Raw genomic sequence first — 25409 nt, forward strand, 5'->3', positions numbered from 1 at the left:
AACAATGACACTTAAAGTGGTACATAGTATTACGGACTTAATCGGAGATACGCCTTGTGTGCGGCTGCAACGGCTCACAGGACCGCAGGATGCGGAAGTGTATGTGAAGCTGGAGTATTTTAATCCAAGCGGCAGTGTTAAAGATCGGGCGGCGGGCAATCTGATTGCCGAGGCGGAAAAGGCGGGACATCTCAAGCCGGGAGGCACCATTATTGAGCCAACCAGTGGCAACACGGGGATTGGTCTTGCGATGAATGCGGCAGCTCGAGGTTACCGTGCGATTTTGGTAATGCCTTCGAATATGACGAAGGAACGGATCAATATTTTAAAAGCCTATGGGGCTGAGGTCGTACTGACACCAGCGGAAGAACGGATGCCAGGAGCGATTCGTAAAGCTCTCGAACTGGGGGCAGAAATTGAAGGGAGTTTTATCCCGCATCAGTTTGAAAATGAAGCAAATCCCGATATCCATCGTACAACCACGGCACTTGAAATTTTGGAGCAGACGGAGGGGCGGTTGGATGTGTTCGTCGCTTCTTCGGGAACGGGCGGTACCATTACGGGTACAGGTGAAGTGCTGCGCCAGCATTTGCCGGATCTGCGGATTGTTGTGGTCGAGCCCAAAGGTTCGCCCGTACTGTCTGGGGGAAAACCCGGTCCGCATAAGCTGGTGGGAACGAGTCCGGGCTTTGTTCCCACCGTGCTGAATACGGAAGTGTATGACGAAATCGTACAGGTTTCCGATGAGGATGCGATTGCGATGACACGGGCGATTGCTGCACAGGAGGGAATTCTCGTCGGGCCCTCCAGCGGGGCTACAATATGGACGGCCCTTCAGGAAGCCCGGCGTTTGGGAGCAGGTAAACGGGTGCTTTGCATTGCCCCGGATACCGGAGAGCGTTATCTGAGCATGGGGATATTCGGATAAAAAGATGCGAATCGGGACCAAAGTGATACACGACCGTAAGTAAGTGGTAAAATAGGTGTGTGATAGCGGTTTCACGCACTATTCGAATGTAGATGAAGCAAGGAATACTTTGAGGGTTCAAGGAGGAGCAGCATGAAAATTATGCCTTTACAGAAACGAGGGATCTCCGATAGTCGGCTGGTACTTGGCTGCATGCCTTTTGGTGGAGAATGGAGCCATGCACCGTATACACAGGAGCATGTCGTTGAAGCGGAGAGAGCTGTAGAAGCTGCACAATCCATCGGGATTACGATGTTTGATCATGCGGATATCTATCGTATGGGAAAAGCGGAAGAAATTTTCGGTCGGATTTTAAAGGGACAGCCCGGATTGCGTGAACAAATCGTAATTCAGTCCAAATGCGGCATTTTTTTGCCGGATGGCACGCTCCCAGGCCGTTTTGATTTCTCATATGATCATATTATGGAGTCCGTAGATGGTATCTTGAAGCGTCTGGGTACTGAGTATTTAGACATCCTGCTGCTGCACCGTCCCGATCCGCTGGTAGAGCCGGAAGAAGTAGCGAAGGCGTTCAGCGAGCTTAGGACATCCGGCAAAGTCCGGCATTTTGGCGTTTCCAATATGAATGTAAGCCAAATTTGTTTTCTGGAGCGTAGCCTAACGGAGCCGCTGATTGTTAATCAGCTGGAGATGAGCCTGGCACATCTGCATTTTATAGATCAGACCGTACACGTGAACCAGCAGGCAGGGACGAATGTACATTTTGGCGAAGGATTGCTGGAATATTGCCAAACTGAGGATATTCAGCTCCAGGCTTGGGGACCGCTGGCGCAGGGACGTTTTAGCGGAGGTTCTCTGGAAGGAGAGCCTGAGCACATCCGTAAGACGGCAGAACTAGTGCAGAAGCTGGCTTCTGAAAAGGGGACGACACGTGAAGCGATCGTCCTGGGCTGGCTGATGAAGCATCCGGCACGGATTCAGCCTGTCATTGGCAGCGCCAATCCTGAACGAATCAAAGCATGTCAGGATGCAGAACGCCAGAGCGAGCTGATGACCCGTGAGGAATGGTATCAATTGTATGTCAGTGCACGCGGACAAGCCTTGCCATAACTCGTTTAACAGGCCCTCCTTTCGTCTCATTAGCAGACGGAGGGAGGGCCTTTACGTGGATTCATCCTATATTTCTTCAGCAGCTATTCCTCTTCGTATCGTGCGAGGGCCTTGGCTGTTGTTTCCTTCATTCGCGAAATTAATCGAGAGCCTTGAACGACCTTGACACGTTTGCCGAGGAAGCGGATTTTGGATAACACATATTCACATTCGTCTGCCTGGAAAGTGAGCGTAATACGATAGGTATCTGCTTCCTGATCATATTCGACCTCCTTTTCAAAACAGGAAAAAGCATATAAAATACGAGACATTTCACCGTTATATACAGGAATAATTTCGATGATGCCCTGTTCTTTGCGTGACTCCAGTATACCGAGTATTCGTTGGGTAAACGTCTCGGCTTCTTCAGGTAGGATCTCATCCTCCGTAACGGTTACGATGTTGGACAGTTTAGTGGACATAAATGCGCGGTGGCGACGATTATACCACAGCAGACTCCATTCTTTTTTGACCATGGAAAACTCCAGCTTGTATGGGAATCCGGATATTCGCTCATGCAGGCGTCCGTTGCGCAGTTTGTAGGTCATACAGATGCCTGAACGGGATCGCAGAATGGAACGCAATTCACGCAGGAGTGGATGATAAACCGAAGCAGCAGGAACCCCTGCTTTTTCGCGCAGGCTGCCATCAGCCTCCAGAGGCTCGTCGTCTGCAAGTAATTGCCGAAGCTTATCAAGTGTAGAGGGGGTAAAAGCCTCTGTCGCTGCCGAGTCTGCAAGCATGGACTTAAGCCAGACTCTTTCCTGCGATGTGGTAGCAAAAGCGCCCGATTCATCCAGTCGTGAGACGATCTGATAGTTAAATATTTTCTCGAACAGGCTCATAATAGGCTTGCAGCTCCTTCCATTCCTGTCTGAATTCCTTACGCAGCCGCTGGGGTTCCAATACCTCACAGCTTGATCCGAAGCTGCGAATCCATGGTTTGATCTCAGTGATTCCATTCACTGTGATTTCATAGATAAAGGATTCACTTTCTTCCTCCGTAATCGCACCCCATTGTCCCTGTGACAGTACACGTTCCCGGATAAAGTTGCGCTTTGCACCCTCAGGATTAAAAAAACGTACCCGTACCTTCACGGGACGCCCCGTATCAACAAGCCAGCTGTACCGCATTTTTTCTTCCAGCACGGCTAACAGGTCGGCATAAAGCTGCTCTGGGACAGGCTTGCCCTCCACCAATTGAGTCATGCCCTCCATACGAAACTTCATGATTCCTTTGCCGCCTACATGACCAAGCACATACCAACGTCCGTATTGATGATCATAGATGACTTGCAGGGGTAGAATGGTATGTTCACGGCCTTCGGTCTCTTTTTCAAACCGTGGGTTTGTGTTCTGTGACCCGTACATGCTTCGTTTGGACGCCGAATAATATAAAAAGCTTACACAGCGACGTTGCCGAATGGCATGCAGAAGCGGATGAATATGGGCTTCGTCCAGAATGCGTGAATAATAATGGTATTTATATAAAAAAGGCTCTGCCATCTCACGATCTCCGAGCTGACGGCGCATGGCTTTTTTAAGATGATCTCGTAACAGATATCCCTGCACAGAGGGGAGCTGGGTGTTGGCCATAATGTCCACAAAATCATATAAGTCCAGTAATTCCTCGTCCGTCAGTTCTGTCACCAGATCATTGCGGACAGCATAGCGATAGGGCCTGCCGCCAGGCTCCTTACGAACCACGCCGACTTCGACCAGATATTTCAGATCAGAACGAATTGTTTTCTCATCTGGCAGTGAACTGTCGGAAGGCAGGCCATTGCAGCAAGCATCCAACAGTTCCATGGTAGTCATAGACTGTGACTGTAGCGCTGTCAGCAGAAGGGATAAGCGGACGCTTTCCGATTCCTTGAGCGATTTGGCCCGAAACAGGAATAACAGCAATGGATCAGCGGATTCGTAATAATTAAAGCGCAGCATCTCATTAAAATCATGTCCCTGTTCCGCAGGCAGCTGCTGTTGTACGGATTGGACGATTTCCTTGAGGCGCCGGATCGTTTTATCAAAGGTATGTACCGAAATGCCAAGTCTGTCTGCAAATTGCTGCCGATTATAAGCGCCGCTTGTTAGTGTGAGCATACGCAGGAATTGAATTTCTTTATCAAAACTCTCTCTCGCCATGATGCATTCCTCGTTTCTGTAGCCGTTCTCCGAAAATAAGTATCCCTTTATTCTAACAGGGAAGGGATGCAGGAAAAAGGTAATTTATTCATCTTTGTAATACTTTCACCATGTTCATGACTTCCAAAATAAAGGATTATAGGGATATAAGGTAGCACGATAAGTAAGAAGCAATACATAACAGAAGGGTGATGCAACATGTTTGGACGATTCAAAAATGAAGTGTTATATCCATGGGTAGGTAAGCTTTCGATTTATGAAACGATTAAGCAGGGACTGGACCCTCAGGGTAGGCTTACGGATGATCATTTGCCAGATGATGAAGAATACTGGGCAGGTCACAAGATGCGTTGGGTGGCAGGAGGGCTGGATGGAGCGTTTGGGCATCACGGCGCTGGCGGAGATGGAGAGACTGACAAAATTAAGGATCTGGCGCAGTTGTTGTCCAGACAATGCCGGAAGCCAGGGATGAAGACGAGACGTGAGACGTATGTACGCTTGATGGAGGAAAATGCACTCAGCCTGATTGATCCGCTGCTAGATGCGGTGCGGGAGCATCCAGCAATTCAGCCGGATCGATTGTATGAGGAAGCACGTTGGCTGGCTGAACACGGAGCACATCGTAATGTGGTGAAGTTTGGTATTGCATTGCTTGGATTGCTGGAGACGGATCAGCACCACGAGCTTATTTTAACACTAGCCAAGCATGATGAATTCACGCTATATGCGGCTGTAGCTATCCGTAATATCTCGGAGCAGGCCAACGAGCAGTTGTATAGGTTAGCGTCACAGGTACATGGCTGGGGACGTATTCACGTAGTAGAACGGCTGGAGCCGACACGGCAGGAAATACGTGATTGGTTATTACGGGAAGGATTCCGTAACAATGTCATGTATGAGTATCTTGCTTATGAGTGCGCTCATAAAGGCGAACTGCATACAGCCATCGCTGTACCGCACATTGATCAGGAGTTGTTTGACGGGGCGGGTGATATTCTATCAGCTTTGCTGGCAGCAGGCGGACCTGCGGAAAGTATAGATGATTATGAGCATGCCGCTATGGTCATAGGCAACTACCTTCGCCATGCTAAGGCCATGTGTACGACTGTGAAGCATTTTACGATCATCATGGATATTGCAGATTTTCTGGGTGAAGAAGACGATTCATGGGAGGCACGTTATGAGCATGAATGGACGCCGGAATTGCGTAAACGTTACGCGTCGATATGCCAGCAGATGATGGACGATCCACAGTGGGTAAAGCCGGTAGAACAGGAGCTACAGCATGCAAATTCACCGCATCTCCACTATGCCATTCGTGTAGCTCGAATGCTAGCACTAGATGTATGGCCCGTGCTATTTGATCAATTAAGCCAATACCCAGTCAAGCCTAATCTGTACTTTGAACTCATCAGGACAGAGGATGAACAACGAGCTCGTAAGCTGGTGGCTTTTGCAGAAAAGCGCTTGCCTCTGGAAGAGATTGCTTCTGGTCCTGCTGATGCGCCAGGCTTTGGACCGGAGTATGAAGCGCATCAGTGTCTGGGTATTTTGCTTCAGCTATTGTCTTCTTACGAAGGAATGGGGCAAGAGCTAGTTGCTGCCGGACTCTGGAGTCCGGTGACCTCCAATCGTCATGCAGCGCTTCATGTACTCAAGGAATGGCCTTCTGAGATGTGGGGTGAGGAAACGACAGAGCGTCTTCGCCGCTTATCGGTAGCTGAAACGGAGGAGTCGATTAGAGAACAGATTCGGGAATTACTTTAATGATAAGGGAGGGAACAACATGACAGATGTGAAGCATGGGCAGGGTTTCATTCAACCGGAAATGCGCGAAACGATTTTGCGTGAGCTGCGGGCGTTGGAGCAGGAGGAACAGGTGCGCATTGTATACGCCTGTGAATCAGGCAGTCGGGCATGGGGGTTTCCTTCACAGGACAGTGACTATGATGTACGATTTATCTATGTAAGACCCATAGAATGGTATTTATCTATTTTTGATAAGCGGGATGTGATTGAACGGCCAATCAGCGATTTGCTGGATATAAACGGCTGGGATTTGAAAAAGGCGCTCAATTTGTTTCGCAAATCCAATCCGCCTTTGCTGGAATGGCTGCAATCTCCGATTCCCTATCTGGAGCAGTATTCAGTGGCTGATCAGATTCGTGCGATCTCGCCGTTAACCTTCTCTCCGAAGTCCTGTATGTACCATTATCTGAATATGGCACGAGGAAATTATCGGGATTATTTGCAAGGTGAACAGGTGAAGATTAAAAAGTATTTTTACGTGCTGCGCCCGCTGCTGGCCTGTGGCTGGATTGAACGATACAACAGCATGCCTCCGATGGAATTCGTAGACTTGCTGGAGGAATTCATTCCGGCTGATACCGAACTTTATCAGGTGATCGAACATTTGCTGGAACGTAAAAAAGCGGGCGAGGAGCTGGATGTGGAGCCACAGCTTTCGGTGGTGAATGATTTTATCGAGCAGCAAATTGCTTACTTTGAACAGAAGGCGCCTTTGCTTCAGCATATGGAGGGCGGACGAGATCAGCAGTTGGATGATATGTTCCGCGCTGCGGTGAATGAAGTATGGAAAACATAAGTTGGGAGGGAGAAGTAGAGTATGCATATCACGCTAAAAGCAACCGGAAATAATGCCGGGATGATTTCGCATTTGCTTGCCAAAAATCCCTATAATACGTATGATCGCACGGAAAAGGGTGCGCGTGTACGCATGGTGTACACCGTGTTTACCGAGGAAGAGGCAGAAATCGTCATTCAGGCTTCGCCAGATTCGATAGATTTGGTCAAAAACAGTCCAGATAGCTATGATATTACACAGTATATTAATGACCGGGAGTTTGTAACCAGTAGCTTGTTCTGTACCTATATTCGCGGCGCGCTTGGCACGGCCCTGAACGACAAACCCAAGGAAGACTATGCAGCATGGGTGAAGCATCCTTTTGCACTGGAGTTATCGTTTGGGCCTGTTGCGTCGGATTTGCCAGATGCTGTGGTGGAGGGACTATTTGCGCCGCTGGGCTATCAAGTGACCATAGAACGAGGGGAAGCGGATTATTCTTTTCAGCTGAAAAATCGAAGCACCGTCAGATATGTCACGCTAAGTGGTCATCAGACGGTGCAATATGCGCTGCGTCAGTTATTGCTGTTGATTCCAGTGTTGGATAATTATAAGCACTACTATATTAGCGAAGAAGAGTTTGACAAGCTGAGACGTTACGGTGAAGGCTGGTTGTCAGCGCATCCGCTACGCGAGCTCATCATTCGACGCACACTTCATTTTACCAACCTGATTGAGCAATTTGAGCAATCTGATTCTGCTGCTACACGGACTGAAAAACATGCGATCCAAGAACAAAAGCATAATCACGAACAGGATCAGCAGCAAGAACAGTCACTGGAGGAAGGGACGCAACAGCCTACTGTACGGCTCAATGAGCTGCGGTATCAAGCCATTATGGATGTGATTCGCAAGCTGCCCCGAAGACAGAAAATCGTAGATTTTGGTTCAGGGGAAGGGAAGCTTTCGGCTCGGATGGCTCGAATGAAGGGCATTGAAGAGATTTGGGCGGTGGAGCCGTCTGCATATGCACAGGTGAGGGCGGTGGAGCGTTTTGCCAAGCTGGAAAGGCATGCTGATGCAATTCGCCCTACACCTATGATGGGCTCTCTCTTTTATTATGATGAGCAATTGCGGGGAAAAGATGTGATGATCCTGTGTGAGGTCATTGAGCATGTGGATGAGCATCGTCTGAACCGGGTGATGGATACGATTGTGACAGAATATCAGCCGGGTGTGCTGATCGTGACGACTCCCAATCGAGAATATAATGAGGTGTATCGTATGGATCAGCAAGAGCTGCGGCATGGCGATCACCGTTTTGAATGGAGCAGAAGCGAGTTTCGTGAACGATGCGAGCAATGGATTGAGGAAGCTCCCTATTCATTAGCGCTGGAAGGGATCGGAGAAGAGGTCGAAGGCTTTGGACAACCGACCCAAATGGCTGTATTTACGCGCAGAAAGGAGCCGAAGAATTCATGAGCATTTCATCCGAACGAACGATTAATCTACCGCATGCTGGACTGGTTGTGTTGGTAGGGGCCTCGAATAGTGGTAAAACCACTTTACTGGATAGGCTGGTGAGCGAAGGGATTCTATTGAAAACGGAAGTGGTATCCTCAGATCATTTTCGCCAGCTGGTCGGAGATACGGAATTTATAGACTGGAGCGGACTTCCAAGGCTGGAATCGGACGTGCTGTTTTATGAGTACCAGCAGATGTCAGCCAAGGCGTTTGAAGCGATGGATACCATTCTGGCTATGCGCTGTCGTCTGAATAAGCTGACGGTTGTGGATGCCACCCATCTGTATGCTGAGGATCGCCAGAAATATGTACAGCTGGCAGCCAAGGCACATGTACCTGTGATGGCTTTGGTGCTGGATGTACCCGAATCTGTGCTACTGGAACGTGATTCAGGCCGGGCGCATCCGCGTGGCCGCCAACGGGTCAAGCAGCAGACGCAGCTGTTAAAGCGGAACCTGCGCGGTATCCGGGAAGAAGGCTTTGATGCTTGCTATGTCCTCAAGGATGTAGAAAAGGTTAACTTTGCCCGTTGTGCTCAGCCGCTGTTTCATGATATGGGTGCAGGCATTGATATCATTGGTGACATTCACGGGTGCTACCGTGAGATGCTGGAAGTGATAGAGCGGCTCGGATATATGGAAGATACGGAAGGACTATACCATCATCCAGAAGGCAGAAGACTGGTGTCTGTCGGAGATGTGATGAGCCGTGGCCCAGAATCGTTATTAGCAGTGCAGTTCTGGAAAAAGCACGTGGACGCTGGACTCGCCTACATGATTGACAGCAATCATGGCTGGAAAATCGGTCGTTACCTTGATGGAAGAAAGGTAACTCTCAATCATGGAGATGAACGATTCGCAGAGGAAATGGTTCAATATGAACAAAAAGCGGGCAAGGTAGCAGCGGAACAGCTTAGAGGCGAGCTGAGGGATTTTCTACTACATGCACCCTCTCATCTTATTTTCGGCAGAAACGGGTTGCGGCACGTAGTTGTGACTCATGCGGGGATCAAGGATCATTTTATTGGCAAACAGTCGGCGCGTATTTCTGATTACTGTCGTTATGGAGATACGGAAGGTCAGGATGCAGACGGAAAACCAATCCGCAAAGATTGGTTCGTAGACCATGAATCGGGAGAAATAGTAGTATGGGGACATGATCCGAGACCGCAGCCTACCCTTGTCAATCAGACGGTGAATATTGATCAAGGTGTGGTATTTGGTGGTATGCTGACCGCTTATCGTTATCCGGAAAAGGAATTTGTCAGCGTTCCGGCTCATGAGAATTATGCGAATGATCCCGATAGCCCACTTGTCCGGTGGCAGAGAAAACGGTTTTCCCCGCCGAATTTACGTAAGCTCATCGCTGGTTACAGTGTGCTGACGGAATCGTATGGCGAAGTGCGCGTACAAGGAGAATCGGTCAAAACCGCTATAGATACCGTGTCACATGTGACGGTACCGATGGAGGAACTGGTGTACATTCCGCCCACGATGAGTCCTGCCCCCAAGGTTTCCGGAGAGGAAGGTTATCTGGAGCATCCGCGTGAAGCGCTAGCTTATTATCGCAGTCAAGGCGTACAAACGATGGTAGCGGAGAAAAAGCATATGGGTAGTCGGGCGATTTTGCTATTATTCAAAAACGAACTGGCTGCTGTTGAATATGTAGGCTACCCGACATTGGGCACGATCTACACCCGAAGCGGACGACCCTTCTTTGAGTCAGGCTTTGGGAAGCAGGTGTTGGAGAAGCTGAATGCGGATCTAGTGGATGCCGGATATTTTGAACAGAACCAGACGGATTTTGTGTTGCTGGATGCGGAAATTGTACCGTGGAATCTCAAGGCTCGGGAACTGATTGCTGCACAGTATGCGCATGTGGGTGAAGCAGCTCTGCTGGATCGCAGTAAGCTGGTAGACAAGCTGAAGCAGGCGAAGGTTGCAGGCCGAGAGGTTGGAGACTGGCTGGAGGAAATGGAACAGAAATATGGCAATGCCGTAACGTTCCAAGAGGCTTTTCAAAAATATTGCTGGGATGTGGACGGTCTGGATGAAATTCGTATTGCACCGTTTCATACACTGGCCCACAGCGGACAGACGTTTTTTGACCAATCTCATATTTGGCATATGGAGCACAACCGGGAGCTGGCAGGACTGTCCTCTATATTTATGGAGACAGAGTATCGTGTCATCACGGATGAAACAAGCGAGGAAGAGGTCATTCGCTGGTGGAATGAGATGACAGAGGATGGTCATGAGGGCATTGTGATCAAGCCGGAACGCTTTTTGATGAAAAATCGGGACAAGATGATTCAGCCTGCAATCAAGGTGAGAGGCCGGAAGTACTTGCACATCATTTACGGTATGGATTATCTTGTCCCTGAGAATTTAAAACGTCTGAAGCAGCGTCGAACGAACAAAAAGGAGCGTCATGCCTTGATGGAAGGAGCGCTTGGCATGGAGGGCGTGGAACGTTTTGTCCGCAAGGATACGGTGGAGCGTATACATGAATGCGTCCTGGCCGCGCTATCTCTGGAATCGGAGCCGATTGATCCGAGATTGTAGTTTGCGAAGGAGGGATTGAGATGGATAGGAGTACACCGTTGATTGATATTGGTGTGAACTTGATGCACCGTTCGTTTCATGCAGATCGGGAACAGGTGGTCGAGAGAGCAGCGGCTGTAGGGATTACACCGTTGATTATTACTGGAACCAGTGTTCGCAGTAGTCGAGAGGCCGCTCAGTATGCAGCGCGTTATCCTGGTCAGCTGTATGCTACAGCTGGCGTGCATCCCCATGATGCCAAAAATTGCAGCACAGATACGATTCAACAGCTCCGCCAACTCGCGGTTCAGCCGCAGGTCGTATCCATAGGAGAATGCGGGTTGGACTATAACCGTGATTTTTCTCCGCGTGATGTACAGCGCCGATGGTTTGGAGAGCAGATTCAACTGGCGGGTGAGCTACATATGCCGTTATTTCTGCATGAACGAGATGCGCATGAGGATTTTGTCGCTATGTTACGAGAGCATCAAGAGCTTGTCGATAAAGCGGTGGTGCATTGTTTTACTGGTACTGCTCAGGAATTGCATACGTATGTGGAAATGGGACTGTATATCGGTATCACAGGCTGGATCTGTGATGAACGGCGCGGCAAGCATCTGCGGGAGCTGGTCAGGGATATTCCATTGGACCGGTTGATGATTGAAACGGACGCTCCATTTTTGACCCCGCGTAATTTGCCCGTGAAGCCCAAAGAAGGGCGTAATGAGCCGGTGTATCTCGCTCACATCGCCGCTACGATTGCCGAGTGCACAGGCCGCAGCATGATGGAGATCGAAATTGCGACGACGGAAACGGCCAAACGTTTCTTCGGATTATAGGATTGTCAAAGCCATAGATGTGGTATATATTATAGTGAATTAAAAAGCATTGTCGGGAGCTTGAGATAGTCAGGCTGAGAGGGTGGCCCTTGCCGCCGACCGTGAAATCTGATCTGGGTAATGCCAGCGTAGAGAAACCTAGAACACCTTACAAGAAACAGGAATACCGCCGATTAGCGGCGGCTAGTCGATGGATACGTTTCATATCCTATATCAAGTTAATGAGCTACAGTCTGTAAAAAGTTGCAGACGGACAAGCGTGTCTTGTTCTGTACCTGACTTTGGCTTGGTTTTAGTGCAGTAGACTGCTGTGCTATATGAGATATGTCGACAACTGATAATGTATGGTGATCATTTTATGACTGCGCATAAAGCTTGCCTGGAGATTCAGCTCCGGACAGGCTTTTTTTTATGGCCAAATGGCCTATTTTAAAGAAAAAGGGGAGCGTATCAACAATGAATACGAATGTAAGAGCGTCCAAAGGACTGAAGCTGACTGATATTTTGGTCACGATTGTAATCTCCGTGGTGTTTGGGCTGGTCTACAAAATATGGGGACCTGCCTATGATTTGATGAAACCATTCGGTATGCACGCCGAACAACTAATGTATGGCATGTGGTTTATGGCTGGCACGTTCGCTTATCTCATCATTCGCAAACCGGGTGTTGCGATTTTGGCAGAGGTGGCCGCGGCAACCGTCAGTGCTTTTTTGGGAAGTGAATGGGGCATGTCCACCTTGTACTATGGTCTGCTGCAAGGCTTGGGAGCGGAGCTGTTCTTTGCGATTTTTCTGTATCGGAACGCCAACCTGTGGATTGCTTCACTAGCTGCGGCAGGAGCTGCTGTCACTTCTCTGATTTTAGACTTCAGCTATGGGTATATTGATCAGCTATCGACCTGGAACTATGTTTTGTATATTGGATTTCGGATGATTGGCAGTATTGTGATTGCTGGAATATTCGCTTTCTATCTGGCTAAGGCATTGGAAGTAACCGGCGTTACGCGAAGTTTGAGACCGGCAACGGAACAAGATTATAAGGGGCTGGATTGATGAGCCCGGCCAACGAAGATGTGGTGGCTTCGATCACCCGTCTTCGGTTGAAATTCCCCGGTGAGCAAGAGCTGCTTTTTCACAATATGTCCTTATCTGTTCGCAAAGGGGAAAAGCTGCTGCTACTGGGGCCGAGCGGATGCGGCAAATCAACGCTGCTTCAGGTGCTGAGCGGTCTGATTCCACGCACGATAGAAGTGCCTATGAAATACGATGCTGCCGTGATCCCGAGTCTCTCTGGTATTGTATTTCAAGATCCCGACACACAATTTTGTATGTCATATGCAGACGAGGAACTGGCTTTTGTATTGGAAAATAAGCAGGTTCCAAGGGAGCAGATGCCATCCCGCATTCGCGAGCTGCTAATGCAGGTTGGTCTTCCAACGGATGATATACATCTGCCCATTGCCAGCATGTCACAAGGAATGAAACAGCGGCTGGCGATTGCATCGGTGCTGGCTATGGAGCCGGAAGTGCTTTTTCTGGATGAGCCGACAGCCTTGTTGGACGAGGAGGGCACGACACAGGTGTGGGATACCATTCGCAACATTTCGGCAGACCAGACGCTGGTGATTGTAGAGCATAAAATCAATAAAATTGTCCAGGATGTGGATCGGATTGTGGTGCTTTCTGATCAAGGAGAAATGATTGCGGACGGAAGGGCGGAAGACGTATTTCATGTGCATCGGCAGGCATTATCCGAGTATGGCGTGTGGTATCCGGGGATATGGGATGAATCGTCTTCGCCGCGTTGGAGAGAGTCTGTGACGCAGCAGAAAGATGGAGGGCATACGGATAGTCCGTCCACCTCAGCACCTACAACGGATTTGCTGGAGCTAGAACATTTTAGCGGACTCCGGGGTTTGAGCACAGTCATTTATGTGGAGCAAGCGCAGGTGAAGCCTGGCGACTGGATTGGCGTGGTCGGTGAAAACGGGGCTGGCAAAAGCTCGCTTCTGCTCTCTATGATGCGTTTACTTCACACGCAGGGTCGTTATTGCGTGTGCGGAGCTGAGGCAGGCAATACGGAGCAACTGGCTGAGCGTATTGGGTTTGCATTTCAAAATCCAGAGCTGCAATTTGTAGCGAACACCGTACGAAGGGAACTGGAATATTCGTTACCCAAGAGCCTGTTTACAGCTGAACAGTGTAGGGAACGAGTGGATCGAATGCTTATACAGTTCGGACTGGAGCGGCTGGATGAACGCCATCCGTATCAGCTTTCGTTGGGTCAAAAAAGGCGGTTGAGTATTGCTACGGCTATGATCCGGGAGCCGGAAGTGCTGCTGCTGGACGAACCGACTTTTGGGCAGGATGCGCGTAATACCTTTGTCATGCTGGATATGTTGGAGCAGCTGAGAGCGGCAGGCACGGCCATTGTGATGGTTACGCATGACCCGGAAATTGTCCGTCGATATTGTACCGATGTATGGCGGATTCAGAAAGGGGAACTACAGTATGAGCCTGTCCTTTCCTCATCATGAAACATGGCTGCATCGCGTAAACCCGGGCCTAAAGCTCGTGATGTTTTCCCTGCTGTTTGTGATTGTTATAGTCATCCATGATCCGAACGTTATGTTTAATGTTGCATGTGCTATGCTGCTGTTGCTTGTCTGGTCAGGCCATCCATGGAAGCGGCTGCTCCTGTACGGATCCCCCTTTATATTGGTGTTTATTTCAACCTCAACAGGCATGATGATGTTTGGCAAGGGAGTGACGACCTGGTGGACATGGGGCCTGATCCATATTACGCAGGAAAGTTTTTTCCGAGGCATGCATCTGGGCTTTCGTGCACTGAGTATGGCCGCGGCAGGGTTGCTGTTTGGTTTAACGACTCGTCCGGTGAGCCTTTTTTATTCACTGATGCAGCAATGGAAGCTCCCTCCCAAGTATGCATACAGCTTTTTGGCAGCTATGCGGTTGATGCCGATGATGCTGGAGGAATTTCAGGCTTTGAGACATGCCCACCGTATTCGAGGTTTACACCAGCATGTGTCCAAATGGAATATGTACGCCACGCTCCGCAGGTACGCCATTCCGCTACTCGCTCAAAGTATCCGGCGTGCACAGCGCATTGCTATTGCCATGGAAGCGAAGGGTTTTGCTAATGAAACCAAGCGCACGTATTATTATGCGATCGGCTATTCGGCTGTAGATATTATATTTATTTTTTATTTTGTGGTGCTGCTGATGTTGGCTTGGGGACTTGGTACCTGCTTTCCTTATGTAGGGGTATGGGATGTACGTTAATTGTTGCAAAAGGCTTTGCCCGATTTCTGCTCTGTGGTATATTAATGCAATGGGAATTGACGGCTCGTACAGACCCGCCTGGGCTGGCGGGCTTATTACATTTTCCCGCAGTAATGGATCATCAGGAGGCCAAGTTACATGATTACGCTGCATCAGGTAAACAAGCATTATACCACCTCAAGCGGCCTATTTCATGCGGTTCAATCCGTGTCCCTTCAAGTGGAGGAGGGGGAAATTCACGGTATCATAGGTGCCAGCGGTGCCGGCAAATCTACGTTGCTACGGTTGATGAATGTATTGGAAAGACCGGATGAGGGAAACGTGGTTGTGAACGGGGAAGATCTGACTCGCATGCCGGAAAAACGTCTCCGTGAAGCTCGGCGATCCATAGGGATGATTTTTCAGCATTATCATCTTGTTCACAATCGGACGGTAAGTGGAAATGTAGCAATGCCGTTGGAACTGGCAGGTGTCGCGAAAAAAGAGAGAGCAGAACGCGTGCGCGAATGCCTGCAATTCGTCGGTTTAGCGGATAAGGCAGAACAGTATCCGGCACAACTGAGCGGAGGCCAAAAGCAACGTGTGGCGATTGCCAGAGCACTGGCGAATCGACCTGCGGTGCTGCTTTGTGATGAGCCGACCTCAGCCCTTGATCCGCAGACGACTGCGGATATTCTAGGCGTGTTACGGGAGATCAACCGTGAACTGGGAGTTACCATTGTAATCGTCACGCATGATATGGACGTGGTACGCAACATTTGTACCCATGTATCAGAAATGCGGGATGGACAGCTGCTTTCAACGCAACGTGTAGCTGACGCTGCGGTAGGTTCAACAGCGAAAGCAGGTGAAGCTGATGAATGAAATGCTAAGCATCATTGCGCAATATCAGTCTGAGATATGGAAAGCCATCGGAGAGACGTTTATCATGGTGGGGATTTCCATCGCAGCAGCTGTACTGTTAGGGCTTCCGGCAGGAACGATTTTGTATTTGTGCGGCAAAGGGCAAAAATATGAAAACCGACTGCTCTTCACCATTCTGAACAGTGTGGTCAATGTCATCCGCTCGTTCCCGTTTTTGCTGCTCGTCGTGTTTATGATTCCATTTACACGTCTGGTCGTAGGGACGGCGCTGGGCACGATGGCTGCTACGGTTCCCTTGTCAGTGGTGGCCATCGCCTATTATTCGAGGCTGGTGGAGCAGTCATTGCTTGAGGTGCCCAAGGGTGTGATTGAAGCCGCTACTTCTATGGGAGCATCCACCCTCCAGCTTATTTTTAAATTTCTATACGTGGAAGCCCGTTCCGGGCTAGTACTGGGTTTGACCACGTCCACCATAAGCTTCATCTCCTACTCCACGGTGATGGGCATTGTGGGCGGCGGCGGGGTAGGCGATTTTGCCATTCGCTATGGTTACCAGCGGTTCGAAACAGGCTTGATGGCGTTCACCATCGTCGTTATGATTATTTTCGTACAAACGATCCAGTTCACCGGAAGCACCATATCCCGCCGGATCGACAAGCGGTAAATGGTAGAGAATTAATTTGATGCTACGAATCAATCATTTCACTACACTTGCACCACTCACTATGGGAAAGAGAAATGACTTTACAGTGCCTCAAAAGCGGAGCGGGCAGAATTGCTCTGGAGAAGCGTCAGCGTTCGCCTTTGAAATGGGATTCTAACCTATCATCACTTTTAAATGAGAGAATCCCATTTCAACAGCGATCGGAAGAGCAATCTGCACGCGAAGCGGCTATACTGTAACTCATTTTTCACCTTCCCAATCACAACTAATTTGGAGGTTCAACATCGAATGAGTCGGAAAAACAACATGAAAACGAACTTGAAATTACTTACACTATTTGCAGTCGTTATGCTGCTGGTTGCCGGATGCGGTGGTCAAAAGCAGGCTACACAAGAAACAACAACTAAAGAAGCAGCTTCCCAAAAAGAAGTAACCTTGAAAGTAGCCACGCTAATCCCACCGATGACAGATGTGCTGGATATCGTGAAGCCACTGCTTAAACAGGACGGAGTCAATCTGGAAATCGTCGTGCTGTCAGACAATATCCAACCGAACAACGCATTGGCAAGCCACGAAGTGGATGCTAACTTCTTTCAGCATGCACCGTTTATGCAACAATATAATGAAAGCAACAAGTCTGATTTGGTAGCAGTAAAACCAATTTATAACGCCATTTATGGCGCGTACTCCAAAAAATACAAGAACGTTAAAGACCTGCCCGAAGGTGCGACGATTGCCATTGCCAATGATCCGGCCAATACGGGACGTTCTTTGGTAATGATGGAGCAAAACGGTTTGATCAAGCTTAAAGAAGGTGTAGGCTATAATGCTACACAGGCTGATATTATTGAGAATAAGAAAAAGTTTGTGTTTAGAGAAGTGGATTTGTTGATGCTGGCGCGGTCGCTGGATGATGTGGACATGGCTGCCATGTATCCCGCATATGCCAAGCCGCTCGGTCTGACACCGAAGAAGGACGCACTGATTACCGAAAAAGATGATACGCACTTTGCCATTAATTTGGTAGCGCGTAAGGATAATGCAGATTCTGATGCCATTCAAAAGCTGGCAAAACGAATGACCGGACCGGAAGTACGTAAATTTTTTGAGGACAATTACAAGGATAGCGTTGTTCCAGCATTTTAAATAAATATTGAAACATTATTTTTGATGATATTTGACCTGTATAATGGAGTGAAGTCTGTGAAAAGCAGATGGTCTCCCTTGTGCAGGTCTTTTTCTTTTCTATCCTTAATATGGATAAATTTCATCGAAAACAGGGTACAAAGTCTTATTTTTTAAGATTTGGGGTGTTACAACGCTGAGAATTTTGGTCATAAAGGGCGATAGAGTAATGATAAGGAACATATTAAAATAATTATACGAACAAACATTCGTCTTTCATTTTATTAATGATGTTTGTATGAAGGTCGAGAAATTCAGCTGACAACGGGTAAAAAGTGTGAATAAACAAGGAAGGGAAACGATATGGAGCTGTTTGTAACTGTAAAAAGTTTGGGAAAGCGCAAGCCCGCACTCGCACGACAGGAAATAGAGCTGAACCCTACTCCAGAAACATTGCGGGATTTGATTACTGCAACCGTTGCCCTGAATGTTCAGAAACTACGGGAAAAGCAGGAGAGTGTCGCGCTGATTCCGTTCCTCACGGGAGAGGAAATTCAGGCACAAGGCGAGATAGGCAAAGTAGGATTTGGTTCCATATATAATGACGGTGTTCCTGATATTGAGGAAGCCGTGAACACGGCGATGCAGGCCTTTGAAGATGGATTATACAGAGTTTTTGTATGTGATGAGGAAGCGACTGAACTGGATGCTCCTTTGTCACTTCATGCAGGGGATGAGATTGTATTTATACGCTTCACAATGTTGGCTGGAGGCCTATGGTAGAGGAGGAGACGAAATATGCATCAGGAGAAAAATGAGCAGGAATATTTCGCCACACTGAAAGAGCGCGCGGCGCAACTGGGTGGACAGCAACAGGAGTTGGCTCAGTATGTTGTGGAACTGGGTAAGCTTCATTACATACAAGAGGTCGAGGAGCCATTTATCGAATGTCAGCGAATATTGAAAGAACGGGCAGCAGAAAGCGGGGAACGGCTGTTCAAGCCACTGGCAGAGGTACTGCGTGCTCTAATTGGACAAACAGCTGGCAATGTGTTCGCACATCTAACAGAACATGTGACTGAATATCCATACAGCACCGGATATGAGCGCAGACCGTTTCGCACTTCGGATATTACCGCTCATACTTCCCGGGTTTATAAAAAAATGGTGCAGTTGATCCGAATGGACTGTATCGGATTCTCTATAATGGATTATTTAACGAAAAAAGACTATGAACCAGGCAGGGATTACCGAATTCAGGAGACGATTGGTGATTGGATTGCTTACGAGCTAGACAATGGCAATTCACAGGTGTCTGAGGCGCTAAAAGCTATTATTTATGGGGATAATCAGGCGGCGCTACTTACTCGCAATATGATTAAAGGCATGCTGCTGAGCCATCAAGAAGAGAATTATCACATGATTGGCGAGCTGCTGGCAGCGGCCAAGCTTCAGGAGGGATTGCGCCAAAGCATTGTGGAGCAAATGGATGAAGGAACTCCAGAGGCTCTCATTTATCTGTTAAAGGTGATCATCGACCAAGGCTTCATTCGTTACAGTTCGGTGGTGCGGGCGCTTGCAGTCTGGACGGGCATGGGCTTGGAATCCGCGAATCAGCGGGTCGTTCGCCAACTGATCGAGCAGGCATATGATGCATTGACTCGCAGTGAATTGCGCCAGGAATGGCTGACCAGCTCAAATGCTAATGAACTGTATATGAGTTTGTGGGCTACAGCAGTACATGAGGAACGTGACTTGTATGGACAGGTTCGCCAACTTATGGAGCAGGGAGCAGCTTACCAGAAGATCGTAGCACAGTATGTACTGTCTAATACTAAAAACAAGGATCTGCGCCTCGGAATTGCTAGAGAATATCTGGATGAGACGGATCCGGAGCTTCGCTATTGGATACTCACGAACTATACAACTGATTATTTTTATGAATGGGTAGAAGGCGGGACGGTCGCGGATCGAATCGTTAAAGTGGCGCGCACTCCTTTGTTGGAGAGCAAAGAGGAGCGTCGTAAGGATTTTGAACGACTTTATAACCTGTTTGTACATATGAAAAAGGGAGAGTCTACCGAACCCTCCAAGGTACTGGATTATGTGAATTTGTATCACCGCTCGGATGCAGCTATTCAAAAAATGCTGTATCTCGCTGGTTATGATATGGACGCTTCCTGGATTGGGGAAATTATAGCCTTAAAGGATCAGATTAGCCCTAATCTGCGCGGCGAGATATTGAATCATTTTGTGCAGAATCCTGAGGATGCGGTACAGCGTAATTTTATTTTTTTCAGCTTGTCTGACAAAAGTATGAGTATCCGTGAGTTCGCTGTGGCTAAGGCGCGTAAGCTGACGCTGTCGGAACCAGAAATGCAGCAAATGGAAGCCTTATTAAAGCTCAAGACAGGCTCGTTGCGACAAAGTGTCATCGGTGTGTTGCTTTCACAATCGGAAGAGCCGCTAGCTGGCTCTTTGGAACGCTTGCTTCGTGCTAAGGCGGAACTGCAACGATTGGGTGGCCTGGAAATTTTGACGAAGATATATGCAGATCCTGATCGTGCCGAGCAGTATGAAAGCCTGCGGTCTTTGGCGGATATCATTCAGCAACCCACCGCCAAAGAGGAGCAACTGCTGTCCAAGTTGGGACAGGAGGATGCTTATACAGGGACAAACGGCTTTGGCCTGTACGATCCGAATGTCAAGGAAGCTTGGTTGGAAGAGAAAGTTGATCTGGGTGATTTCCGAATGGCCGATGTTTTTGTTAGCCCATTGGAAAAGCTCAAGCAGTTCTTGAATGGACTGGATGAACTGGTTCATCATCATCGTGATGTGGAATATACTGCGAAGTATTATTCAGGCTACCAAGATACATTGCTTATTGGGATGAACCTTCGCCCTCTACGGATGATTCAGGTCGATGAAGAAGTAGATTCCAGGCTGTCTTTATATCCTCTTTACGAGGAATGGGACCGTTATTTGCAGGAAAGCGGCATAGAAGCGCGTGAATTGCTGGAGCTTGTTTTTTATGATCGATTGGAGCCTATGGACCGAACGTTGGATCGTTACTATCGATATTTCTCATTTAACTTTGGCTATTCAGAACAAAGCAAGCACAAGCTGCTGGAAGGATGGCGTAAAGACTTCGCCGAGCAAATGTATCCTTTAGAGCGGATTAACGAGGTTCAAAAGTGGATGGCAGAGCTGACCTATACCGATCAGGTAAGCACATTAATTAATGCCTATTTTATGGACACAGCCGGAGCCGAGACATTTGACGTAATCGACCTTGCCTTAAATTCACTGATGCAGAGTATGCCTAAGGATAGACCTGCAGAGGATATGGGAATGTTTCATCTATTGTCCAGTCCGTGGGTGGCATTGGAGAAGGGACGAATTCATGATAGTGAGTCCTTTAAGCGCTTTTTCCATACCTTTGTGAACTACGCAGAATGGCCAGGAATGGGAAATCGTTTTTATTCTCCGCTGGATCTGGAGGATTACTTCAAAGCCTATGAAAAAGGGCTGATCGGTGTAGGTGAAGTGTATCGGGAGCTGTTGGCCAGTAGTGATAGCAGAAGCCATATGAGCACCTTAACCAATGCCCGTAATACATGGATTTCCAGCAAACCAGAATTTTTGGAGATACGTCGTACGGTTATTGATCGACTGCTGGAGGTTGAATTGGTTCGAGGCGACTTGCCTACCGAGGCCACACCAAAGGTGATGGGTCTGAGCCGGATTGAAGGCATGGATTATTTTATCCGTATTCTGGAGGGTCTCGACAAGGAAACGTTCGTGCGTGGTTATGTGTACGGCTACGGTGATCGTATCACCAAAAAGGAATCGTTCAGCCACTTGCTCAAGGCATGTTATCCAAGTGATGGCGAGGATGCTGCATTGCTCAAGGAAAAGCTGAAACACACTAAAATTACAGATAAACGTCTGCTGGAGGCTGCAATGTATGCCCCGCAGTGGATTGAGATTGTAGCAGGTTATCTCGGATGGGAAGGACTTCGCAGTGCGGCATGGTACTTCCATGCGCATATCAATGAAGGCTTTTCGGCTGAGAAAGAAACGATTGTAGCTCATTATTCACCGATAGCTCCGCAGGATTTTAATGACGGTGCCTTCGATATTCACTGGTTTCATGAGGCCTATGAGACGCTGGGCGAGGAACGATTTGATCTGCTGTACGATTGTGCCAAGTATATTTCGGCTGGAGCCAATCATCGTCGCTCCCAGTTGTTTGCGGATGCAACGCTGGGTAAGCTGAAACGGAGTGAAATGGAAAAATCAGTGGAAGACAAGCGAAACAAAGACCATTTGTTGACCTATAGTCTGATTCCACTTGCCGAGCCGCCTGAATCAGATGTCCGCGAACGTTATGATTTTATCCAGAAGTTTCTGGAACAAAGCAAAAAATTCGGGGCACAGCGTAAGGCTAGTGAGGCACTGGTTTCACGGATTGCGCTCGGGAATTTGGCACGTAACGCAGGTTATGATGACGTAACCCGTCTCGTCTGGGACATGGAAGCTCGCAAGCTGGATGATCTCCGCTCTTATTTTGAGCCCCAGGCCTTGGATGAGGCTACAACGATACAACTCGTTATTGATGATGAAGGAGCAGCAGATATTGAAATTGTCAGCAAAGGGAAGACGCTGAAATCCATTCCGGCTCGTTTCAAGAAGGATGAGTATGTTACGTCGTTGAAAGAGCTTAAAGGAGATCTGGTAGACCAATATCGCAGAGCTCGCAAAGAATTGGAGCGCTCTATGGAGTCTGGTACGACCTTTATGGTAAAGGAATTGAGAGGACTGCTAGGCAATCCTGTGCTTGCTCCGCTGGTGGGGACACTGGTTTTCAAGGCTGGCGATCACCTTGGATATTTTAACGGGGATACGTTAGCGTTGACTGCTCCTTCTGCTGAACAGCATACTATTGGAGAAGAAGATAAGCTGATTATCGCACATCCACTTCATTTGTACGAAAGTGGTCGTTGGAGTGAATTCCAGAAGGACCTATTCGACCGTCAGATACGCCAGCCATTTAAACAGGTGTTCCGTGAGTTGTATCTGCTAAATGCTGATGAACGTGCTAACGCGACAGTTTCCCATCGGTATGCGGGACATCAGGTACAGCCGAATAAAACGGTATCTCTACTAAAAGGTCGCCACTGGACGGTCAGCTATGAGGACGGACTCCAAAAGGTGTTCTATGCCGAGAATCTGATTGCGAACCTGTATGCCATGGCCGATTGGTTCTCACCAGCGGATACTGAAGCTCCTACACTGGAGACCGTGCAGTTCTTTGATCGGACAACCTATAAGAGCGTGCCTTTGGAGGAGGTTCCACCTGTTCTTTTCTCTGAAGTTATGCGGGACGTGGATCTGGTTGTCAGTGTTGCTCATGTAGGCGGCGTTGATCCAGAGGCTAGTCTGACGACCGTTGAAATGCGTAAGGTCATTGTACAGGAATCTCTTCGTCTGCTGAAAATTAGCAATGTACGCTTAGATGGGAATTATGCGCGTATAGATGGGAATCTTGGCGAGTATGCGGTCCACCTCGGAAGCGGTGGGGTCTACAAGCAAGCGAAGGGAGCACTGCACATTATTCCGGTGCATTCGCAGCATCGTGGGCGCATCTTCCTACCGTTTCTGGATGAGGATCCAAGAACAGCCGAGATTCTATCCAAAATAGCATTGCTGGCTGAGGATCAGAAGATCAAGGATCCGCAAATTCTTGCACAGCTTCAAGCGTAGGATAGATATTGTAATATAGAGAAAATAGAGAAAATCATAATTAACTCAACGTTCGCACTTAGACATGGGTTTCAATCGACTATACAGGTGGAAGCTCAGTTTAGCTGCGGAGGTTGAGTTATTTAATACAAGGTACGAATCGAGCACGAATAAGGAGATATACATAAAAGGTTGTCTCTGTGTTTTGGCGGGAAGCTTACGACATCACAATTGACGATAATAGGAGAATACAGCGATGGTAAATAGCATCCTTTTAAAAGAGTACGCAACTGAGTATCAATCGCAAGTTGTCGATTTAATTTTACATATTCAACAAAAAGAATATAATATCGCCATCACTAAAGCAGATCAGCCTGATCTGCTTGACATTGAAAACTTCTATCAACATGGCAACGGTAACTTCTGGGTGGCTCTTCGCGGAGGAAGCGTAGTAGGAACGGTTGCCTTGCTGGATATCGGAAGCCATAAGACAGCACTCAGAAAGATGTTTGTCAAACGAAATTATAGAGGCAAAACCTTTAATGTTTCGAATCAATTACTTCAGCATGCCATAGAATGGGCCAAGGACCGGTCAGTCGAAGGAATCTATCTTGGAACAACACCGCAATTCGTAGCAGCTCATCGATTTTATGAGAAGAATGGATTTGTTAGTATAGCTCTGGACGAATTGCCAATGGGCTTTCCAGTTATGAAAGTGGATAAAAAGTTTTACAAATACACCATTCAATAAATGGCCTGAACCAAGACGATCCTGAAGGAAATTCCTGCTCAAAACTGACTTCGTGCTCGCCTTGCTGCCTTTCAGCGAAGCCGCAACACAAACTGTTGCCGAACAGGAATTTCTTTTGTTTAGGGCAGGTGTTTGCTAGAATGAAGAAGATCGTGTAAGTCTACGTTAACTATACAACTGGGAGGGATACAAGTATGAGCAAAAAGATAAAATGGGGAATTGTCGGTACGGGATGGATCTCAGATCAGTTTGTTGCTGATTTGCAGCATGTTACGAATGGAGAAGGATACGCCGTTGGATCACGCAATATTGAAAGCGCTACCGAATTTGCAACCAAACATCACATAGCACAGGCATACGGTAGCTATGAGGAATTAGTGCAAGATTCCGAAGTCGATGCGATTTACATTGGAACCCCTCATCCTTTTCATAAAGAGAATGTTCTAGCGGCTCTTCGAGCGGGCAAAGCCGTCTTGTGTGAGAAGCCCTTCACCGTCAATAGCAAAGAGCTGGAGGAACTAATCAGCTATGCGCGTGATCATAAACTATTTTTGATGGAAGCAATGTGGACGCGTTTTTTGCCCCCGATTCGCCAAGTGCGGAAGTGGATACATGAGGGACGTATTGGTGAAGTGAAGTTGGTGAAGGCGGAATTCGGTTTTCGTGTAGACTGGAACCCAGAGGGAAGATTATTGAATCCCGAGCTGGGCGGAGGCGCATTATTAGATGCAGGAATTTACCCCGTTTCTTTTGCTTCGATGGTGTTTGGCCCTGAGCCAGAGCATGTATGGAGTACTGCTCATATCGGGGAAACGGGCGTTGATGAAACATTTTCGATCATGCTGGATTATGGAAAAGGACGCACGGCTATGCTTAACGGGGCGGTTCGTCTCGGGCTGACGAATGAGGCTTATATCCATGGAACCAAGGGCTATATCCATATTCCGTCATTCCTAAATAGTACATCGGCTACATTAGTTGTGGACGGTGAAGAGGCACAGAACTTTCAAGATGACCGCTCCTCTACAGGCTATGCCTTTGAAGCAGAAGAAGTCGGGCGCTGTTTGAACGAAGGTTTGCTCGAAAGTTCTACTATTTCTTTGGATGAATCATTAGGAATTATGAAATTGATGGATCAAATTCGTTCACAGTGGGGGCTCCGTTATCCATTTGAATAATCACATTGAATCCACATTGCCTCCAGGGACCTTTCAGGTCTCTGTTTTTTTATTATCCTTTCTTTTT

Annotated in this window: 19 protein-coding genes and 1 riboswitch; of the genes, 17 read left to right on the forward strand and 2 right to left on the reverse strand. The window is 48.0% G+C overall.

Annotated features, from left to right (window positions below; genetic code table 11):
* Nucleotides 1-4: 4 nt before the first annotated feature.
* Together cysK and PPM_RS04680 are read left to right on the forward strand one after the other, a co-directional pair.
* Nucleotides 5-928, forward strand: a complete 924-nt coding sequence (cysK, locus tag PPM_RS04675) for a cysteine synthase A (protein WP_013369571.1) — start codon at nucleotides 5-7, stop codon at nucleotides 926-928.
* Nucleotides 929-1060: 132 nt separating this feature from the next.
* The gene (locus PPM_RS04680) at nucleotides 1061-2038 is read left to right on the forward strand and encodes an aldo/keto reductase (protein WP_013369572.1); all 978 of its coding nucleotides are present in this window, start codon (nucleotides 1061-1063) and stop codon (nucleotides 2036-2038) included.
* An 83-nt stretch (nucleotides 2039-2121) separates the two neighbouring features.
* On the opposite strand, the gene PPM_RS04685 is transcribed toward PPM_RS04680, so the two are convergent.
* The gene (locus tag PPM_RS04685) at nucleotides 2122-2922 is read right to left on the reverse strand and encodes a WYL domain-containing protein (RefSeq protein WP_013369573.1); all 801 of its coding nucleotides are present in this window, start codon (nucleotides 2920-2922) and stop codon (nucleotides 2122-2124) included.
* Nucleotides 2897-4222 (reverse strand): helix-turn-helix transcriptional regulator, encoded by a 1326-nt coding sequence (locus PPM_RS04690; protein ID WP_013369574.1) that lies wholly within the window; start codon nucleotides 4220-4222, stop codon nucleotides 2897-2899. Before PPM_RS04690 ends, PPM_RS04685 begins: the two co-directional genes overlap by 26 nt.
* A gap of 198 nt (nucleotides 4223-4420) precedes the next feature.
* Between PPM_RS04690 and PPM_RS04695 the strand changes: the two genes are divergently transcribed.
* The 15 genes from PPM_RS04695 to PPM_RS04765 all read left to right on the forward strand — a co-directional run bounded on the left by PPM_RS04695 (nucleotide 4421) and on the right by PPM_RS04765 (nucleotide 25342).
* The gene (locus PPM_RS04695) at nucleotides 4421-5989 is read left to right on the forward strand and encodes a hypothetical protein (RefSeq protein WP_013369575.1); all 1569 of its coding nucleotides are present in this window, start codon (nucleotides 4421-4423) and stop codon (nucleotides 5987-5989) included.
* 19 nt (nucleotides 5990-6008) lie between these two features.
* Nucleotides 6009-6827 (forward strand): nucleotidyltransferase domain-containing protein, encoded by an 819-nt coding sequence (locus PPM_RS04700; RefSeq protein WP_013369576.1) that lies wholly within the window; start codon nucleotides 6009-6011, stop codon nucleotides 6825-6827.
* A gap of 21 nt (nucleotides 6828-6848) precedes the next feature.
* Nucleotides 6849-8288: a 3' terminal RNA ribose 2'-O-methyltransferase Hen1 gene (locus PPM_RS04705; RefSeq protein ID WP_014599503.1), complete on the forward strand. Its 1440-nt coding sequence runs from the start codon at nucleotides 6849-6851 to the stop codon at nucleotides 8286-8288.
* A complete protein-coding gene (locus tag PPM_RS04710; RefSeq protein WP_013369578.1) occupies nucleotides 8285-10894 on the forward strand; it encodes a polynucleotide kinase-phosphatase in 2610 nt (869 codons plus the stop codon). Before PPM_RS04705 ends, PPM_RS04710 begins: the two co-directional genes overlap by 4 nt.
* 20 nt (nucleotides 10895-10914) lie before the next feature.
* Complete coding sequence (locus PPM_RS04715) at nucleotides 10915-11712, forward strand: TatD family hydrolase (RefSeq protein WP_013369579.1); 798 nt, start codon at nucleotides 10915-10917, stop codon at nucleotides 11710-11712.
* A gap of 42 nt (nucleotides 11713-11754) precedes the next feature.
* Nucleotides 11755-11864, forward strand: a riboswitch (TPP riboswitch).
* A 304-nt stretch (nucleotides 11865-12168) separates the two neighbouring features.
* A complete protein-coding gene (locus PPM_RS04720; RefSeq protein WP_014599504.1) occupies nucleotides 12169-12765 on the forward strand; it encodes an ECF transporter S component in 597 nt (198 codons plus the stop codon).
* Entirely contained in the window at nucleotides 12765-14249 is a 1485-nt protein-coding gene (locus tag PPM_RS04725) for an ABC transporter ATP-binding protein (protein ID WP_013369581.1), read from the forward strand. The genes PPM_RS04720 and PPM_RS04725 overlap by 1 nt, the downstream gene beginning before the upstream one ends.
* A complete protein-coding gene (locus tag PPM_RS04730; protein WP_013369582.1) occupies nucleotides 14224-15015 on the forward strand; it encodes an energy-coupling factor transporter transmembrane component T family protein in 792 nt (263 codons plus the stop codon). Before PPM_RS04725 ends, PPM_RS04730 begins: the two co-directional genes overlap by 26 nt.
* Nucleotides 15016-15153: 138 nt before the next feature.
* A complete protein-coding gene (locus PPM_RS04735; RefSeq protein ID WP_013369583.1) occupies nucleotides 15154-15879 on the forward strand; it encodes a methionine ABC transporter ATP-binding protein in 726 nt (241 codons plus the stop codon).
* Complete coding sequence (locus tag PPM_RS04740; RefSeq protein ID WP_013369584.1) at nucleotides 15872-16543, forward strand: methionine ABC transporter permease; 672 nt, start codon at nucleotides 15872-15874, stop codon at nucleotides 16541-16543. The genes PPM_RS04735 and PPM_RS04740 overlap by 8 nt, the downstream gene beginning before the upstream one ends.
* 288 nt (nucleotides 16544-16831) lie before the next feature.
* Complete coding sequence (locus PPM_RS04745) at nucleotides 16832-17689, forward strand: MetQ/NlpA family ABC transporter substrate-binding protein (protein ID WP_013369586.1); 858 nt, start codon at nucleotides 16832-16834, stop codon at nucleotides 17687-17689.
* 342 nt (nucleotides 17690-18031) lie between these two features.
* The gene (locus tag PPM_RS04750; protein ID WP_013369587.1) at nucleotides 18032-18451 is read left to right on the forward strand and encodes a hypothetical protein; all 420 of its coding nucleotides are present in this window, start codon (nucleotides 18032-18034) and stop codon (nucleotides 18449-18451) included.
* Nucleotides 18452-18466: 15 nt separating this feature from the next.
* Complete coding sequence (locus tag PPM_RS04755) at nucleotides 18467-23434, forward strand: DUF4132 domain-containing protein (RefSeq protein ID WP_013369588.1); 4968 nt, start codon at nucleotides 18467-18469, stop codon at nucleotides 23432-23434.
* 235 nt (nucleotides 23435-23669) lie between these two features.
* Nucleotides 23670-24164 (forward strand): GNAT family N-acetyltransferase, encoded by a 495-nt coding sequence (locus PPM_RS04760; RefSeq protein WP_013369589.1) that lies wholly within the window; start codon nucleotides 23670-23672, stop codon nucleotides 24162-24164.
* A 194-nt stretch (nucleotides 24165-24358) separates the two neighbouring features.
* On the forward strand, nucleotides 24359-25342 hold the full coding sequence (locus tag PPM_RS04765) for a Gfo/Idh/MocA family protein (protein WP_013369590.1): 984 nt from the start codon (nucleotides 24359-24361) through the stop codon (nucleotides 25340-25342).
* Nucleotides 25343-25409 lie beyond the last annotated feature (67 nt).

Origin of the sequence: Paenibacillus polymyxa M1, from assembly GCF_000237325.1 — a bacterium.
GTDB lineage: Bacteria > Bacillota > Bacilli > Paenibacillales > Paenibacillaceae > Paenibacillus > Paenibacillus polymyxa_C.